Origin of the sequence: Oscillibacter valericigenes, assembly GCF_021531915.1 — a bacterium.
Taxonomy (GTDB): domain Bacteria; phylum Bacillota; class Clostridia; order Oscillospirales; family Oscillospiraceae; genus Oscillibacter; species Oscillibacter valericigenes_A.
This window is the reverse complement of record NZ_JAFBIV010000013.1, coordinates 47,263-63,935: the sequence shown is the minus strand read 5'-3', so window position 1 is coordinate 63,935 and position 16,673 is coordinate 47,263. Positions and strand designations below refer to the sequence as shown.

The window sequence follows — 16,673 nt, the reverse complement described above, 5'->3', positions numbered from 1 at the left end:
ATTGTCTTTATTACCTGCTCTTTAAATTCCGGCGTATATCGTTTATTTGGTACTCCTTTTGGCATAGCAAAACGCCCCACTTGTTAGATAGTATATCATACTGTCTAACAAATGGGGTGCAGTTCAAATGCCTTTCGGACGGATTTTTATTTCATAAGTTTCGCAAATTTTGCCTTGTCCCGGTCGATCTGCTTCTGGTAGCGGTCCTGTTCGGAGAACACGCAGCCGCAGTATTTCTGCATGTAGAAGCCCAGCTCCCGGGCCTTCTGGTTGCCTGCCCGGAAATTGGGCCGGAAGTCCCGGTACAAAAACTCCACACCATACTGTTTGGCGTACTTCTCCGCCGCCCGGACGATGCCCTCATGGTCCTGGTAGAGACTGGCCAGCAGGGTGGAGGTGAAGGCTTTGAAGCCGTGCTCGGCGGCGTATCTGGCCGTGCCTTCGATGCGGTGCTCATAGCAATAGACACAGCGGTGCTCAATGTCCTCCGCCACGTGGCGGACGAAATCCTTCAGGCCGTAGTCCTCCTGTACCCGGACTTCCATATTGATGGTAGGGGCGTATTCCAGCAGGCAGTCCCGCCGGGCCTGGTACTCCTTCCAGGGGTGGATGTTGGGGTTGTACCAAAACGCCACCGGTTCAATGCCTTCGGAGCGGAGAGGGTCGATGCAGGAGAGGGAGCAGGGGGCGCAGCAGGTGTGCAGCAGCACGGTTTCCATGGGAAAAAACCTCGTTTCTGTTCTGGATGGGACAAGTATATCATACGGATAGCAAAAGGCAAATGAAAAGCTGTAAAATTATCCTTAACGAATTCTTTACAATTTTTCGGTAGGTTGACGATTGCGTGAAATCAAAAAAGAGAGTAAGATACCAGTTAATGTGGAAATTTATCGCATTTGGCCGAAAGCGGCCGGATGTACCGTGATCAAAGGAGGAACTCTCTTGAAAGTCGGTTTGGACGTCGGCTCCACCACTATCAAATGCGTGGTGCTGGACGACGCGGACGAGATCGTATACAGTACATATGAACGGCATTTCAGCCATATTCTGGAGAAATCCGCCGAGCTGCTGCGGCGGGTGGGGACCCAGTATGCCCCCCGGGCGGACCTGGCCATCTCCGGCTCCGCTGGCATGGGCATGGCGGACAGCGTGCAGGTGCCTTTTGTCCAGGAGGTCTTCGCCACCCGGGTGGCCGCCAACCGGCTGGCGCCCGGCACGGATGTGATCATCGAGCTGGGCGGCGAGGACGCCAAGATCCTCTTCCTGACCAATGGTACGGAGGTCCGCATGAACGGCTCCTGCGCCGGCGGCACCGGCGCTTTCATCGACCAGATGGCGACCCTGCTGAAAATGACTGCCGACGAAATGGACGATGCCGCCCAGAAGGCGGAGAAGACCTACACTATTGCCTCCCGATGCGGCGTGTTCGCCAAGAGCGACGTGCAGCCCCTCATCAACCAGGGCGCCCGGGCGGAGGATATCGCCGCCAGCATCTATCAGGCCGTGGTGAACCAGACCATCGCGGGCCTGGCCCAGGGCCGGCCCATCAAGGGCAACATCCTGTATCTGGGCGGACCGCTGACCTTCTCCCGTGTCCTGCGGGCCAGCTTTGACAAGACCCTGGGTGTCAAGGGCACCTGCCCGGAGAACAGTCTGCTGTTCGTGGCTCTGGGCGCCGCCTACTACTCTGACCAGAGCTTTGACCTGGTGGAGGTGGCGGAGGAGTTGGAGCGCCACGGCGCCTCCGAGACCTACCGCTCCCAGCCGCCCCTGTTCGAGAGTGAGGAGGAGTACAAGGCGTTCCAGGCCCGCCACGCCAGGGCCACCGTGCCCCGTGTGCCCTTCGGCCCCGACTACGCCGCCCCGGTGCACATCGGCATCGACTCCGGCTCCACCACGGTCAAAATGGTGGTCATGGACCAGGAGGCCCGCATCCTGTTTACGGATTACCGCCCCAACCTGGGCAATCCCGTGCCCCTCATCCGGGAGGTCCTCCAGCAGCTCTATGACCAGCATCCGGCCCTCCATGTGGCCTCCGTGACCACCACCGGCTACGGCGAGGATCTGGCGAAAAACGCCTTCCACGCCGACTACGGTGTGGTGGAGACCGTGGCCCACTTCACCGCCGCCCGCCACTTCATGCCCAACGTGGACTTTATCATCGACATCGGCGGTCAGGACATGAAGTGCTTCAAGATCGAAAACGGCGCCATCAGCAACATTTTCCTCAATGAGGCCTGCTCCTCCGGCTGCGGCAGCTTCCTCCAGACCTTTGCCCAGGCCATGGGCAAGGATGTGAAGGAATTCGCCAGGCTGGGCCTGTTTGCGGACAGGCCCGTGGATCTGGGCAGCCGCTGCACCGTGTTCATGAACTCCAGCGTGAAGCAGGCACAGAAGGACGGCGCCACCATTGAGAACATCTCCGCCGGCCTCTCCATCTCCGTGGTGAAGAACGCCATTTACAAGGTCATCCGTGCCGCATCTCCCGAGGAACTGGGCCGCCATATCGTGGTCCAGGGCGGCACCTTCTATAACGAGGCGGTCCTCCGGGCCTTTGAGAAGGAGATGGGCGTGGAGGTCATCCGGCCTGATATCGCCGGTCTCATGGGCGCCTTCGGCGCCGCCCTGTATGGCCGGGGCAAGGCCGCTGCCGGCCAGACCAGTACCCTGCTGGACCGGGAGGCCCTGCGGGCCTTCCATCAGGAGACCCGCAGCGAGGTCTGCGGCCGCTGCGGCAACAACTGCCAGCTGACCATCAACACCTTCGCTGACGGCGGCACCTTTATCAGCGGCAACCGCTGTGACCGGCCCGTCACCGGCAAGGCCGATACCGGAGAGCGGAACCTGTACGCCTACAAGCGGAAGCTGATCCTGGAATACAAGCCCGTCCCCGGCAAGCGGGGCAAGATCGGTCTGCCCCTGTGCCTGAATATGTGGGAGCTGCTGCCCTTCTGGCATGCCTTTTTCACCAAGCTGGGCTTTGCTGTGTACCACAGCCCCCTCTCCAGCCGGGACCTGTACCTGAAAGGGCAGGGGACCATCCCCAGCGACACCGCCTGCTTCCCGGCCAAGCTGGCCCACGGCCACATCCAGTTCCTCAGCAAGCTGGGGCTGGATGCCATCTTCTATCCCTGCATGACCTACAACATCGACGAGGGTCTGGGGGAGAACCACTACAACTGTCCCGTGGTGGCCTACTATCCGGAGGTCATCGCCGGCAACTGCCCGGAGATCAAGGACACCAAATTCATCTATGACTATGTGGGTATCCACCGCCCCAAGGACTTCACGAAGAAGATCTTCACCATCCTGCGGCGGGACTTTCCCGATATCACCAAGGGCGAGGTGAAGGATGCCGCCGACGCGGCCTACGCCGAGTACGCCCACCACATGTCTCTGATCCGCAAGGAGGGCGAGCGCATCATACAGCAGGCCCGGGCGGAAGGACGCCGCATCATCGTGCTGGCGGGCCGTCCCTACCATGTGGACCCGGAGGTGAACCACGGCATCGACACGCTCATCACCCGTTCCGGGGCGGCAGTCATCACAGAGGACTCCATCTCCGACCGGACGGCGAAGTTCCACACCTCGGTGCTGAACCAGTGGACGTACCACGCGCGCCTGTACGCCGCTGCCAAATACTGCTGCACCCAGCCCGACATGGACCTTGTGCATCTGGTGAGCTTTGGCTGCGGCGTGGACGCCATTACCTCTGACGAGACGAGAGAGATCCTGCAGGAGGGCGGCAAGCTGTACACCCAGCTGAAGATCGACGAGATCACCAACCTGGGCGCGGTGCGCATCCGCCTGCGGAGCCTGTTCGCCGCTCTGGAGGAGCGGGAAGAGGAAGGAAAGGAGGCGTAACCGCATGGAGATGCAGTATCCCGTTTTTACTGAGGACATGAAGAAGACCCATACCATCCTCATCCCCAACATGGCTCCCGTGCAGTTCCGCATCCTGGCGGCGGCGATGGAGTACAAAGGCTACAAGGTGGAGCTGCTGGGCAACTGCGGCAGCCAGGTCAGCGAGCTGGGCTTGAAGTACGTCCACAACGACACCTGCTATCCCGCCCTGCTGGTCATCGGCCAGTTCCTGGACGCTCTGGAATCCGGAAAATACGACCTGGACCACACCGCTCTTATCATCACCCAGACCGGCGGCGGATGCCGGGCCTCCAACTACATCCACCTGCTGCGCAAGGCCCTGGTGAAGGCTGGGTACAGCCAGATCCCGGTGCTGAGCCTGAACTTCTCCGGCCTGGAAAAGGGCAACAGCCTGCCCATGGATCTGACTTTCATGCGCATGGCTCTGGCTGCCATCTACTACGGCGACCTGTTGGTGACCCTGAAGGCCCAGACGGCCCCCTATGAGACCCATCCCGGCGATGCGGCGGCACTGCAGGACAAGTGGCTGGACACCATCTGCCAGTGGGTCCATGAGGGCAAGGGCTTCTCCCAGCGGGAGATGAAGTCCGCCATGCCCAGGATCGCGGCGGAGTTCGCCGCCATTCCCGTTCACCGGGTGCCCAAGGTCAAGGTGGGCGTGGTCGGTGAGATTTATGTGAAATACTCACCCCTGGGCAATAACGACCTGGAGAATTTCCTGGCTACCCAGGACTGCGAGGTGAACCTGCCGGGCCTCATGGGCTTCGTGCAGTACTGCGCCTACAATCCCTCTGAGACTGCCCGGCTCTACGGCGGCACCTTCCTGGAAAAGCATGTCTCTGACCTGATCCTGGGCTATATCGCCCAGATGGAAAAGGTCATCATCCGTGCATTGAAGGACAACGGCTATCACGCGCCCCTGCCCTTCAGTGAACTGACCAAGCTCACCGAGGGCCTGATCAGCAAGGGAGACAAGATGGGCGAGGGCTGGCTCCTCACCGCCGAGATGGCGGAGCTGATCCGCTCCGGCTATGAGAATATCGTCTGCGCCCAGCCCTTCGGCTGCCTGCCCAACCACATCTGCGGCAAGGGTATGATCAACAAGCTCCGGGAGCTGTATCCCCAGGCCAACATCACCCCCATCGACTATGACCCCAGCGCCACCCGCGTCAACCAGGAGAACCGCATCAAGCTGATGCTGGCGGTGGCCCGGGAGCGGCTGATGGAGAAGACGGGCCAGGAGAACGGAGCGGAGACCCACACCGGGAAACAGGAACCGGCTCTGGTATGAAGGTCCTGGTGCTGATGGGCAGTCCCCGAAAAAACGGCAACACCGCTGCGCTTCTGGCGCCGTTCTGCGAGGAACTGGAAAACGGTGGAGCGGAGTGGAGACTGTCTGGCTGTATGACCGGGACATCCGGCCCTGCGTGGCCTGCCGCACCTGCCAGCAAGACTGGACGGTATTCGGCTGCGCCCGGCAGGACGACGTACAGGAGATTTTTGACAAGGTGCTGGCCTGTGACCTGCTGGTCCTGGCAACCCCCATTCACTCCTGGTACTGCACGCTGCCCATGAAGGCTCTGCTGGACCGGCTGGTGTATGGCATGAACAAGTTTTACGGTCAGGAAAAAGGCCCGTCCCTGTGGGCGGGCAAGGCCGTGGCGCTGCTGATGACCTGCGGCTACCGTCCGGAGAAGGGCTGCGACCTCTTTGAGGAGGGCGTCCGTCGCTATTGCAAACACTCCGGCCTGCGGTATCTGGGCAGCCACGCCGAGCGGCACCTGGGCTATGACACCGTGTTCATGGACGCGGACAAGGAAGACCGCACCCGGGCTTTCGCTCGGGAACTCTTGAAACGCATAAGATGACCGGGAGCGGCTCCTCTGGGGCCGCTTCTGTTTTTTCAATTACCGCAAATACATTGACGAAAGCCCTACTTTTGCAGTATAATAACATGATTTACTATGTACACGGAGGAACGGCTTATGTGGATCGCGGACAAGTGGCAGGACTATGAGCTGCTGGATTGCGGCGGGGGGGAGAAGCTGGAGCGCTGGGACAAGCAGGTCCTGGTACGCCCGGACCCCCAGGCCATCTGGGAGACGCCCCATCAGAATCCAGCCTGGAAGCGGGTGGGCGCCCGGTATCTCCGCAGCCAGACCGGCGGCGGCCACTGGGAGAAGAAGGCCCTGCCGGAGAGCTGGAAGGTCCACTACGGCGAGCTGACCTTCCAGGTGAAGCCCATGAACTTCAAGCACACGGGCCTCTTCCCGGAGCAGGCGGTAAACTGGGACTTCGTGATGGATAAGATTCGCAGCTCCGGGCGGCCTATCCGGGTGCTGAACCTGTTCGCCTACACCGGTGGCGCCACGGTGGCCTGTGCCAAGGCGGGGGCCAGCGTGTGCCATGTGGACGCGGCCAAGGGCATGGTGGCCTGGGCTCGGGAGAATGCCAAGCTCTCCGGCCTGGAGGACGCCCCCATCCGCTGGATCATTGACGACTGTGCCAAATTTGTGGAGCGGGAGATCAGAAGAGGCAAGACCTACGACGCCATTATCATGGACCCGCCCTCCTACGGCCGGGGTCCTGGCGGCGAGGTGTGGAAGCTGGAGGAAAACCTCTATGACTTCGTGAAGCTGTGCGCCGGAGTGCTGTCGGACAAGCCTCTGTTCGTCCTCATCAACTCCTACACCACGGGTCTGGCACCCTCGGTGCTGGGGTATCTGCTGAACATCCTGGTGGCCAGCAAGTACGGCGGCAAGTGCACCTGGGACGAGCTGGGGCTGCCCGTTACCGAAACGGGACTGGCTCTGCCCTGCGGCGCCACGGGAAGATGGTTCAGCGAGTGACCTTAAAGAAGGGACTCCATCCCCCCCCCCTTTACCCGCAAGGGGTACGCCGCATCCGTAAAGCAGCAGAGCTGCTAACGGCTGCGCAGTAGATTCCCCCCACCAGTGACATCGGTCACTGGTGCCGGCGCCCAAGACGCCTGAAGTCAAGGAATTTTTGTCAGGCACATGTCCTGACAAAAATGATTTCATTTTCTTCTTTTGCCGGAGGCAAAAGAATCAGAAAACAAGAGAAAGTGACAAGAGCTATGTCTGCGATCATTGAAACAAAAGAGCTTCGCTTTGCCTACCCGGCGGACGAGGGCGGTGAGCCGGTCTTTGCCCTGCGGGGTGTAGATTTGACCATCGAAAAGGGCAGCTTTGTGGTGGTGCTGGGCCATAATGGCTCCGGCAAGTCCACCCTGGCCAAGACCTTCAACGGTGTGTTGCTGCCCGCGGGAGGCAAGGTGTATGTGGAGGGCATGGACACCCTGGATGAAAACCTGCTGCTGGCCATCCGCCAGCAGGTGGGCATGGTGTTCCAGAACCCGGACAACCAGATCGTCGCCAATGTGGTGGAGGAGGATGTGGCCTTCGCCCCGGAGAACCTGGGCGTGCCCACGGAAGAAATCCGCCGCCGGGTGGACGATGCCCTGAAGGCCGTGGGCATGAGCGAATTTGTGACCCATGCGCCCCATCTGCTCTCCGGCGGACAGAAGCAGCGCATTGCCATCGCCGGCGTCATCGCCATGGAGCCTGCCTGCATCGTGCTGGACGAGGCCACCGCCATGCTGGACCCCATCGGGCGGCAGGAGGTGCTGTCCACGGTCCACCAGCTCAATCGGGAGAAGGGCATCACCGTCATCCTGATCACCCATCACATGAACGAGGCGGAGGAGGCGGACCGGGTCATCGTGATGGACGATGGCGTGGTGGCCATGGACGGCACCCCCAAAGAGGTGTTCACCCGCATTGACCAGCTACGCTCCATGGGCCTGACGACCCCGGACACGGTGGACCTGCTGGACCGCCTGCGGAAGGACGGCTGGGATGTGCCTCTGGATGCTCTGACGGTGGAGGAGTGCGCTGATGCCATTGCGGCGGCGCTGTGCTAAACGACACGAAAGGGAAGAGACGATTTGGAACCGATTTTACAGATCAAAAACCTGACCCATACCTACGGCATCGGTACGCCCTTTCAGCGCAGCGCGGTGGAGGATATGAGCTTCGATGTGTATGAGGGGGAATTCCTGGGCATCATCGGCCACACCGGTTCCGGGAAATCCACCCTGATCCAGCACCTCAACGGCCTTTTAAAGCCTACGGAGGGCCAGGTCCTGCTGGCGGGTAAGGATATCTGGGCGGAGCCGAAAAAGATCCGGGACGTGCGCTTCCGGGTGGGCCTGGTGTTCCAGTATCCGGAGTACCAGCTGTTTGAGGAGACCGTCTACAAGGACATCGCCTTCGGTCCCGCCAACATGGGCAAGACCGGGGAGGAGTTGGACCGCTGCGTCCGGGAGGCCGCCCGTCTGGTGGGCATCCGGGACGACCAGCTGGACAAGTCCCCCTTTGAGCTGTCCGGCGGCCAGAAGCGCCGTGTGGCCCTGGCGGGCGTCATGGCCATGGAGCCGGACGTGCTGATCCTGGACGAACCGACGGCGGGCCTGGACCCAGCAGGCCGGGAGAACCTGATGGCCAACATCCGGGACTACCACCGCAACAAGCACAAGACCATTATTCTGGTGAGCCACAGCATGGACGAGATCGCCCGGAACGTGGATCGCATCCTGGTATTGAAGGGTGCCCATATTCTGATGAGCGGCACCCCGGCGGAGGTTTTCGCCCGGGCGGACGAGCTGCTCACCGCCGGATTGGACGTGCCCCAGGTGACCCGCATCGCCATGGCCCTAAAGCAGCGTGGCCTGAACATCGACCCCGCCGTGTACACGGTGGAGGCACTGGAAAAGCAGCTTCAGGCGCTGCGGAAGGGCGGTGCCGCATGCTGAAAGATATCACGCTGGGCCAGTATTTCCCCGGAACCACCGTGGCCCATAAGCTGGACCCCCGGACGAAGATTCTGCTGGTGGTCCTGTATATCGTGGCGCTGTTCTGCGCCAAGGGCGTCGCGGGCTATGCCCTGATGGCCCTGTGTCTGGCTGTCTGCGTCCGTATTTCCAAGGTGGGCGTCAAGCAGCTGGTGCGGGGCTTGAAGCCGGTGCTGTTCATCATCATTTTCACCGGTATTCTGAACCTGTTCTTTACCCCCGGAGATAGATATCTGGTGGAAATCGGGTTTCTCCGCATCTCGGATACCGGCTTGAAAAACGCTGTCTTTATGGTGCTGCGGGTGATGATGCTCATTATGGGCACCTTCCTGATGACCTACACCACCAGCCCCATCAGCCTGACCGACGGTCTGGAGCGGCTGCTGAACGGATTGAAGCGGTTCCATGTGCCGGTCCACGAGCTGGCCATGATGATGTCCATCGCCCTGCGGTTCATCCCTACCCTCATTGAGGAGACGGACAAGATCATGTCCGCTCAGAAGGCCAGGGGCGCGGACTTTGAGAGCGGCAACATCATCCAGAAGGCCAAGGCTCTGATCCCCATCCTGGTGCCGCTGTTCATCAGCGCCTTCCGCCGGGCGGACGAGCTGGCGACTGCCATGGAATGCCGCTGCTACCACGGCGGGGAGGGGCGCACCAAGCTGCATGTGCTGAAATATGAGCGGCGGGACTACATCGCCCTGATCCTGGGTGTGCTGGTGGTGGCTGTAATCTTTGTACTGCGGCATTTCGGACTGTAACGGGATGTGTTTGAAAGGAGAACGGCGCTGTGGAATTCCTGAAAAAGAATGGATTTGCAATGCTGTCTCTGGCCCTATGCGCCATTCTCGCCGCAGCGCTGGTCCGGCAGAGCGCGGAAGTCGGCAGTTTGCGGGCTGCGTTGGCTGAGGAGCAAGAGATGGCGGAGACTTTGGCGGAGCGCCTGAACGAAGCGGATACCGAATTGAAAACCTTGCAAGCCAGTCAGGAGCAGCGGCCAATCACAGTCTCATTTGCAAATCCGAAGGTCAATACCATGGACCGGATGCTGACGGTAGATATCATTGCCGAACTCCCGGATGTGCATGAACACAGCCCGACGATCGGTTTTTGCCACCCGGGAGAGCCATACCGCATGGCTTGGAAAATGGAGCATCTTGAACGGAATAAAACAGGAAACCATGTGCAGACGGTGACATTCCCTCTGGAGCTGGAGATGGGACTGGAGCTGCGGCTGGAGGATGACACGGTGCTGTTCAGCAGTGATTCCATCGCGGAACTGCTGCCGGTGCAGCTCAACGATGGCAGCACTTCCTGGCACTTTGACAGCGAGAGGCAGATCTTTTCTCAGTGCGACTGGGGCGTTGGTTTGATGGACCCGGCGGGGAATGAGGTACAGGCGCTGGACGGTGAATTCCGGGTTTACCGGAATGGGACTCTGGTATTCACCGGGCGGCAGGTCCCCGATAGCTACAATGTGGAAGCAGATGGGGAGATTTTGGAAAGTGTCGGCCTGGACTGTGCTCCGGGGGACCGTATGCGGCTGTGCTACGCCTGCAGGGATGCGTTTGGCCTGCGGTATGAGTTTCCGATTTTTGAAAAGATTGCCATGCGGTGGGATGACATGGAGGAAGTACCGCTGTCCCGCCGCCCCACTGTCACCTGGCCGGAATAAGGAGAGAGTATGCGCAACATTGCCTTAAAACTGATGTACAACGGCACTGCCTACCACGGGTGGCAAGTCCAGAAGAATGCCGTCACCGTCTGCGAGACGTTGCAAAAAGCCCTGGAGAAGATCACCGGGGCCCCGGTGCATCTCACCGGCTGCGGCCGTACCGATGCCGGCGTTCATGCGGAGCACTACATCGCCAACTTCCGCACCGAAAGCCGCATTCCCGTGGACCGGCTGCCCTTCGCCGTCAACACCCACACCCCCGAGGACATCATGGTGAAGGAGGCCCTGGAGGTGGCGGAGGATTTCAACGCCATCGGCTCCTGCCTCAAGAAGGAGTATACCTATCGCATTTACAACTCCCGGTTCAAGAATCCTTTCTATGTCAACCGGGCTTATTTCTACCCCAAGCGGCTGGACGAGGAATTCCTGAACCGGGCGGCCCACATGTTTGTGGGGACCCACGACTTCAAGGCTGTCCGCTCCGTGGGGACGGAGACAAAGTCCACCGTCCGCACCATCTACTGGTGCGACGTGACCCGGAACGGCGACCTGCTGGAGCTGAAGGTCTGCGCCAACGGCTTTTTGTATAACATGGTACGGGCCATCACCGGCACGGTCCTCTACGCGGCGGAGGGAAAATTCGCCCCGGAGGACATCCCCGCCATTCTGAAGAGCGGAGACCGCCGTCTGGCGGGTCCCACTGTTCCTCCCGGAGGACTGTACCTGACGAGACTTTGGTATGAGGATGAACGACTCAATGGCTGAGAGAACGAACAACATCTGGAATGATGACGACGGCGAGGAGGAGAAGGCCCCCCGGAAAAAGCACCGGGTCCTGAAAGGCTTTCTGATGTTCTTCCTGACGCTGGTGGTGGTCCTGGGGGTGGTGCTGGTAGCCGCCTGGCGGGACGGCACCGGCTTTGATGCTCTGCGCCGCTACTTTAACTACGGCAAGGCGGAGGAGGTCAGCGGCACTGCCGCCTACCATTACGACGCCTCCGTCCGCAACCGCTTCGCCCAGCTGGAGGACCGGCTGGTGGTGCTGTCTGATACCCGGCTTACCATTCTGAGTCCCGGCGGGGAAGAGGTCTGGTCCACGACCGTCAGCATGGCATCGCCTGCTTTGAGCGCGGGCGGCGGCCGCGTGGCGGCCTACGATGTGGGCGGTACAGAGCTGTATGTGCTGGACCGTGAGGGTGAGCTGCTGCACCTGACGGCGGCGGAAGAGGAGCATTTTATTGCGGCCACCCTGAATGACAGCGGCTGGCTGGCGGTGACGGAGCAAAAGAAGGGCCTCAAGGGCAGCGTCTGCGTCTACAATGACAGCATGGAGCAGGTGTTTGAGTTCCAGGCCCGGGAACGCTTTGTGACGGATGCCTATGTGACAGACGATAACACCCATCTGGCGGCAGTGACCCTGGGACAGGAGTCCAGTGTCTTTGTCAGCAATGTGGTACTGTATGACCTGACCCAGACGGAACCCATTGCCAATTACAGCGTGACAGACGGCCTGGTGGCGGTTATCGGCCAGCAGGGAGACCGGCTGGTGACGGTGTCGGACACCTGTCTGACCTATGCCGGGACCGACGGAAAGATCGGTGCTTCGTATACATACAGCGGCCTGTATCTCCGGGGTTACGCCCTGGGAGGAGACGGCTTTGCGGCCCTGCTTCTGAACCGCTATGAATCCGGCAGCGTAGGCCGCCTGGTGACGGTGGGTCCGGACGGAACGGAGCTGGCATCCCTGGATGTGAACCGGGAGGTGCTGGATATCTCCGCCGCCGGACGTTATCTGGCGGTGCTGTACACCGACAGCCTGGTGATCTACAACCAGGATCTGCAGGTCTATGCCTCCCTGAACGGCACGGATTTCGCCACCGGCGTACTGTTGCGCCCGGACGGCTCTGCCCTGCTGCTCTCTTCGGAGAATGCGGGCCTGTTTTTGCCGTAAACGGCAGAAGTTACAGGGAAATTCATAAAACGTTTACAGGCAGAAAGGTAGGAAATCGTGACAACAGCTGTTATAATAGATGCCATCGTGGTGGTGGTCCTGCTGGCATTTGTCATTTGGGGCGCCAGGCAGGGCCTGGTCCGTGCCCTGGCCGGATTGGTCATGGTGATCGTGGCCCTGGTGGGCGCGGGAATGATTGCCGCCACCTTTTCGGGTCCCGCTGCCAGGCTGGCGGCACCCGTCATCCAAAAGCACATCACCAGCCGGGTGGAGGAGGCCATGGCGGTCCAGACCGGCAGTGCTCCGGAGGAAGAAACCGGGGAGGAGCCCCGGGTGGAGGATTTGCTGGCCCTGCTGGGTCTGGACGAGGATGTGCGGAGTTCCCTGGCGGATCAGGCGGAAGAACGCATCCGGGACACCGGCGCCTCTATCGTCTCTGCGGTGGTGGAGAGCATGGTGGGCTCCGTTGCCTACGGCGTTCTGTTCATTCTGTCCTTCCTGCTGTTGCTGCTGATGCTGCATGTGCTGGTGGGGGCCATGGACCTGGTCATGAAGTTGCCGCTGCTCCATGGTATCAATACCCTGGGCGGCGGTGCCCTGGGCCTGGTGGAGGGCGCCCTGGTGCTGTTCCTGGCAGTCTGGGCAGCCCGGCGGCTGGGAATCTCCTTTGAGACGGAGACCCTGGCAGAGGCCCATATTTTACGGATATTCACGACCAACACGCCTTTGAGCCTGTTGTCGTTTCTTCATTAACGATGGAGGTATATGATGCAGCCGACACTTTGTTCAAGATGTAAAAAGAATGTGGCCGTGGTGTTCATTTCCAAGATGGACGGCGACCGGACCATCAATGAGGGCCTGTGCCTGAAATGCGCCAAGGACCTGGGTTTGCCCCAGGTGAATGATATGATGAAGCGCATGGGCATCTCTGACGAGGATTTGGAGACCCTTAGCCAGGAGATGATGAACGCCATGAGCGGCGTGGAGAATATTGAGGACCTCCCCGGCGGCGACGAGACCGACGGAGACGAGGAAGAGGGCAAAACCGCCACCTTCCCCTTCCTGAACCGCCTGTTCTCCGGCGGCGATGTGCCCCGCAGCGAAAGCCCGGAGGAGGGCGGCCAGCAGCGGGACCGCCGGGAGAAGAAGGAGCCGAAAAACGGCAAGCGCAAGTTCCTGGAAAATTACTGCATCTCCCTGACACAGAAGGCCAAGGACGGCAAGCTGGACCCGGTCATCGGCCGCGCCCAGGAGATCGAGCGGGTGGTGCAGATCTTAAACCGCCGCCAGAAAAACAACCCCTGCCTGATTGGTGAGCCCGGTGTGGGCAAGACCGCCATTGCGGAGGGACTGGCTCAGCGCATCGTGAACGGCGACGTGCCCTTCAAACTGCGGGACAAGGAGGTCTACCTGCTGGACCTGACGGCCCTGGTGGCTGGCACCCAGTTCCGGGGCCAGTTTGAGAGCCGCATGAAGGGTCTGATCGATGAGGTGAAGCGCCTGGGCAACATCATTTTGATGATCGACGAGGTCCACAACATCGCCGGCGCCGGCGACGCTGAGGGCAGCATGAACGCCGCCAACATCCTGAAGCCCGCCCTCTCCCGGGGTGAGATCCAGGTGATCGGCGCCACCACCTTCAACGAGTACCGGAAATCCATCGAGAAGGACAGCGCCCTGGAGCGCCGCTTCCAGCCTGTCACCGTCAACGAGCCCTCCATTGAGGACTCTATCCAGATTCTGAAGGGACTGGCCCCCAACTACGAAAAATACCACGGCGTGAAAATGTCCGACGGCATTCTCCGCCAGGCGGTGGTGCTCTCCGAGCGGTACATCACCGACCGCTTCCTGCCGGACAAGGCCATCGACCTGATCGACGAGGCCTGCTCCGACCTGAATTTGAAGGACCCGGATATCTCCCGGCGCATGGAGATCCAGCGGGAACTGGACGACTATGAGAAAGAGCGCACCATGCTGGAGGAGAAGGAGGAGAAGGCCGAGGGCGACTACGCCCGCATGGCAGAGCTGAAAAGCCGGGAGCTGCAGCTCCACGCGGAGCTGGACGGCCTGCTGGCAAAGGGTGATCCGCAGCTGACCATGGAGAACCTGGCCCATGTCATTGAGCTGTGGACCAAGATCCCCGCCGCCAAGATCCGGGAGCAGGAGTTCCAGCGCCTCAGCCAGCTGGAGGAGCGTCTCAAGAGCCACATCATCGGCCAGGACGAGGCGGTTTCCGCCGTGTCTGCCGCCGTCCGCCGCAACCGGGTGGGCATCAGCCCCAAGCACAAACCCGTCAGTTTCATCTTCGTGGGCCCCACCGGCGTGGGCAAGACGGAGCTGGTGAAGCAGCTTGCCACCGACCTGTTCAACACCCCGGACGCCCTGATTCGGCTGGATATGTCCGAGTTCATGGAGAAGCACTCCGTCTCCCGTATCGTGGGTTCGCCCCCGGGATACGTGGGCTATGACGAGGCGGGCCAGCTGACGGAGAAGATCCGCCGCAAGCCCTATGCCGTCATCCTCTTCGACGAAATCGAAAAGGCCCACCCCGATGTGTTGAACGTGCTGCTGCAGATTTTGGATGACGGTGAGATCACCGACGCCCACGGCCGCAAGGTCAACTTCGAGAACACCATCATCGTTATGACCTCCAACGCGGGCAGCGCCACCAAGGAGGGCACCGTGGGCTTTGGCCGCACCCAGCAGGAGCAGGACACCGACCGGGCCATGAAGGCCCTGCAGCAGTTCCTGCGGCCGGAGTTCATCAACCGGGTGGACGCGGTCATCACCTTCAACCGCCTGACGGAGGAGCACTTCCAGGCCATTGCGCGCATCATGCTGGATGAGCTGAAGGAGTCCCTGAAGGACAAGGGCATTACCTTTACCTATGACGACGCCCTGGTGGCCTTCCTGACCCACAAGTCCTTCTCCCGGACCTACGGCGCCCGGAACCTGCGGCGCACCATCCAGAAGGAACTGGAGGACCCCATGGCCACCAGGATCATCGACAGCTACGAAAGCCCCATCACTCAGGTGAAGGCCACCGTGGAGGACGAGGCTGTGAAGCTCTATACCCTGTAAGGGAATGGAGGGGGAACCGTGAAACTGTTTCGCAAGGATATGGACCCCCGCTGCGCCTACTGCCAGCGGGGCCAGCAGATCAACGAGCGGGAGGTGGCCTGCGTGAAGCGGGGCATCGTCCCCATGGAGGACCATTGCCGGGCCTTCAAGTACGACCCGCTGAAGCGGGTGCCGCCCCGTCCCGCTGCACTGGACACCGGAAAGCTAAAGGACGAGGACTTTTCCCTGTAATACACCAAAGACATCCCTGTGGGGCGGTCTCTGGCCGTCTCCTGGCGGCCGGGACCGCCCCGCTGCGTTACGAAAGGAGTATCGTATGAAGATCGAAAAAGTCTGGACCCTCTGCTTCAGCGCCACCGGCAATACGGACCGGGTAGTGACCCTGCTGGGAAAGGAACTGGCGGCGGCTCTGGGCGTGCCGCTGGAGCAGATCGCCTTTACCAGACCTGTGGAGCGTGAACAGGTATATACCTTTACAGAGACTGATTTAGTTGTGGTGGGTTCGCCAACCTATGCCGGGAAGCTGCCTAACAAAATTTTGCCCGACTTCCGGGAGAAGCTGTGGGGGAACGGCGCTCTGGCGGTGGCGGCAGTGACCTTTGGCAACCGGGCTTACGACAATTCTCTGGCGGAGTTGTGTGCCGTTCTGGAGGGGGACGGGTTCCATACCGTGGCTGCGGGGGCCTTTGTGGGCCGCCACGCCTTCACCGATGAGCTGGCCTATGGCCGTCCTGGCTGGAGCGACGAGTTTGAGATGAAAAGCTTTGCCAAACGAGCTTCTGACAAGGTAAAAAGCTTCACAGATATTCCGGCGCCGGTTCAGGTCCCCGGAGATCCGGAGGCACCCTATTACATCCCCAAGGGCACCGACGGCCAGCCAGCCAAGTTCCTGAAAGCCAAGCCAAGGACCGACCTGCGCAAGTGCACCAATTGCGGTGCCTGCGCTCGGCTGTGTCCCATGGGGGCTATTGACCCGGCGGATGTATCCAATGTCCCCGGAACCTGCATCAAGTGCCAGCGGTGCGTCCGCAAGTGTACCAAGGGTGCCAAATACTTTGATGACGAGGCTTTTCTGTCTCATGTGAAGATGCTGGAGATGAGCTTCATGGACTCGAAGGAGAACGAAGTCTTCCTGTGAAGCAGCTGACGAAGGCGGGCCAGAGAGCGAGAACTGAGAATGCGGATATTAAAAAGTCGTCCCCGTTGGG

General features: G+C 60.6%; 14 protein-coding genes and 1 pseudogene. 14 read left to right on the top strand and 1 reads right to left on the bottom strand.

Annotated features, from left to right (window positions below; genetic code table 11):
• Positions 1-146 precede the first annotated feature (146 nt).
• Positions 147-719, bottom strand: coding sequence for an epoxyqueuosine reductase QueH (locus JQM66_RS09400; protein WP_235229618.1), 573 nt, complete (start codon positions 717-719; stop codon positions 147-149).
• Between the two features lie 223 nt (positions 720-942).
• Between JQM66_RS09400 and JQM66_RS09395 the strand changes: the two genes are divergently transcribed.
• The 14 genes and pseudogenes from JQM66_RS09395 to JQM66_RS09330 all read left to right on the top strand — a co-directional run bounded on the left by JQM66_RS09395 (position 943) and on the right by JQM66_RS09330 (position 16,603).
• Complete coding sequence (locus JQM66_RS09395) at positions 943-3,864, top strand: acyl-CoA dehydratase activase (RefSeq protein ID WP_235229617.1); 2,922 nt, start codon at positions 943-945, stop codon at positions 3,862-3,864.
• A 4-nt stretch (positions 3,865-3,868) separates the two neighbouring features.
• Complete coding sequence (locus JQM66_RS09390) at positions 3,869-5,176, top strand: 2-hydroxyacyl-CoA dehydratase (protein ID WP_235229616.1); 1,308 nt, start codon at positions 3,869-3,871, stop codon at positions 5,174-5,176.
• Positions 5,173-5,753, top strand: a pseudogene (locus JQM66_RS09385) (flavodoxin family protein). Before JQM66_RS09390 ends, JQM66_RS09385 begins: the two are co-directional and overlap by 4 nt.
• A 117-nt stretch (positions 5,754-5,870) precedes the next feature.
• The gene (locus JQM66_RS09380) at positions 5,871-6,734 is read left to right on the top strand and encodes a class I SAM-dependent methyltransferase (RefSeq protein WP_235229615.1); all 864 of its coding nucleotides are present in this window, start codon (positions 5,871-5,873) and stop codon (positions 6,732-6,734) included.
• A 248-nt stretch (positions 6,735-6,982) separates the two neighbouring features.
• A complete protein-coding gene (locus tag JQM66_RS09375) occupies positions 6,983-7,828 on the top strand; it encodes an energy-coupling factor transporter ATPase (protein ID WP_235229614.1) in 846 nt (281 codons plus the stop codon).
• Between the two features lie 24 nt (positions 7,829-7,852).
• Entirely contained in the window at positions 7,853-8,719 is an 867-nt protein-coding gene (locus JQM66_RS09370) for an energy-coupling factor transporter ATPase (protein ID WP_235229613.1), read from the top strand.
• Positions 8,713-9,519 (top strand): energy-coupling factor transporter transmembrane component T family protein, encoded by an 807-nt coding sequence (locus tag JQM66_RS09365; protein ID WP_235229612.1) that lies wholly within the window; start codon positions 8,713-8,715, stop codon positions 9,517-9,519. Before JQM66_RS09370 ends, JQM66_RS09365 begins: the two co-directional genes overlap by 7 nt.
• A 29-nt stretch (positions 9,520-9,548) precedes the next feature.
• A complete protein-coding gene (locus JQM66_RS09360) occupies positions 9,549-10,433 on the top strand; it encodes a hypothetical protein (RefSeq protein WP_235229611.1) in 885 nt (294 codons plus the stop codon).
• A 9-nt stretch (positions 10,434-10,442) separates the two neighbouring features.
• Entirely contained in the window at positions 10,443-11,198 is a 756-nt protein-coding gene (truA, locus tag JQM66_RS09355) for a tRNA pseudouridine(38-40) synthase TruA (protein WP_235229610.1), read from the top strand.
• Positions 11,191-12,384, top strand: a complete 1,194-nt coding sequence (locus tag JQM66_RS09350; RefSeq protein WP_235229609.1) for a DUF5711 family protein — start codon at positions 11,191-11,193, stop codon at positions 12,382-12,384. The genes truA and JQM66_RS09350 overlap by 8 nt, the downstream gene beginning before the upstream one ends.
• A gap of 57 nt (positions 12,385-12,441) precedes the next feature.
• Positions 12,442-13,137 (top strand): CvpA family protein, encoded by a 696-nt coding sequence (locus tag JQM66_RS12680; RefSeq protein WP_235229608.1) that lies wholly within the window; start codon positions 12,442-12,444, stop codon positions 13,135-13,137.
• Positions 13,138-13,152: 15 nt separating this feature from the next.
• On the top strand, positions 13,153-15,465 hold the full coding sequence (locus JQM66_RS09340) for an ATP-dependent Clp protease ATP-binding subunit (protein WP_235229607.1): 2,313 nt from the start codon (positions 13,153-13,155) through the stop codon (positions 15,463-15,465).
• Between the two features lie 18 nt (positions 15,466-15,483).
• Positions 15,484-15,696 carry a hypothetical protein gene (locus tag JQM66_RS09335; RefSeq protein ID WP_235229606.1) on the top strand — a complete coding sequence of 71 codons (213 nt, stop codon included), beginning with the start codon at positions 15,484-15,486 and terminating at the stop codon, positions 15,694-15,696.
• Between the two features lie 85 nt (positions 15,697-15,781).
• The gene (locus tag JQM66_RS09330) at positions 15,782-16,603 is read left to right on the top strand and encodes a 4Fe-4S binding protein (RefSeq protein WP_235229605.1); all 822 of its coding nucleotides are present in this window, start codon (positions 15,782-15,784) and stop codon (positions 16,601-16,603) included.
• Positions 16,604-16,673 lie beyond the last annotated feature (70 nt).

Bases quoted from the DNA above. Each gene is read 5' to 3' on its own strand.
- JQM66_RS09400 (WP_235229618.1), bottom strand. From the start codon at position 719: ATGGAAACCGTGCTGCTGCACACCTGCTGCGCCCCCTGCTCCCTCTCC.
- JQM66_RS09390 (WP_235229616.1), top strand. From the start codon at position 3,869: ATGGAGATGCAGTATCCCGTTTTTACTGAGGACATGAAGAAGACCCAT.
- JQM66_RS09380 (WP_235229615.1), top strand. From the start codon at position 5,871: ATGTGGATCGCGGACAAGTGGCAGGACTATGAGCTGCTGGATTGCGGC.
- JQM66_RS09375 (WP_235229614.1), top strand. From the start codon at position 6,983: ATGTCTGCGATCATTGAAACAAAAGAGCTTCGCTTTGCCTACCCGGCG.
- JQM66_RS09365 (WP_235229612.1), top strand. From the start codon at position 8,713: ATGCTGAAAGATATCACGCTGGGCCAGTATTTCCCCGGAACCACCGTG.
- truA (WP_235229610.1), top strand. From the start codon at position 10,443: ATGCGCAACATTGCCTTAAAACTGATGTACAACGGCACTGCCTACCAC.
- JQM66_RS09350 (WP_235229609.1), top strand. From the start codon at position 11,191: ATGGCTGAGAGAACGAACAACATCTGGAATGATGACGACGGCGAGGAG.
- JQM66_RS09340 (WP_235229607.1), top strand. From the start codon at position 13,153: ATGCAGCCGACACTTTGTTCAAGATGTAAAAAGAATGTGGCCGTGGTG.
- JQM66_RS09330 (WP_235229605.1), top strand. From the start codon at position 15,782: ATGAAGATCGAAAAAGTCTGGACCCTCTGCTTCAGCGCCACCGGCAAT.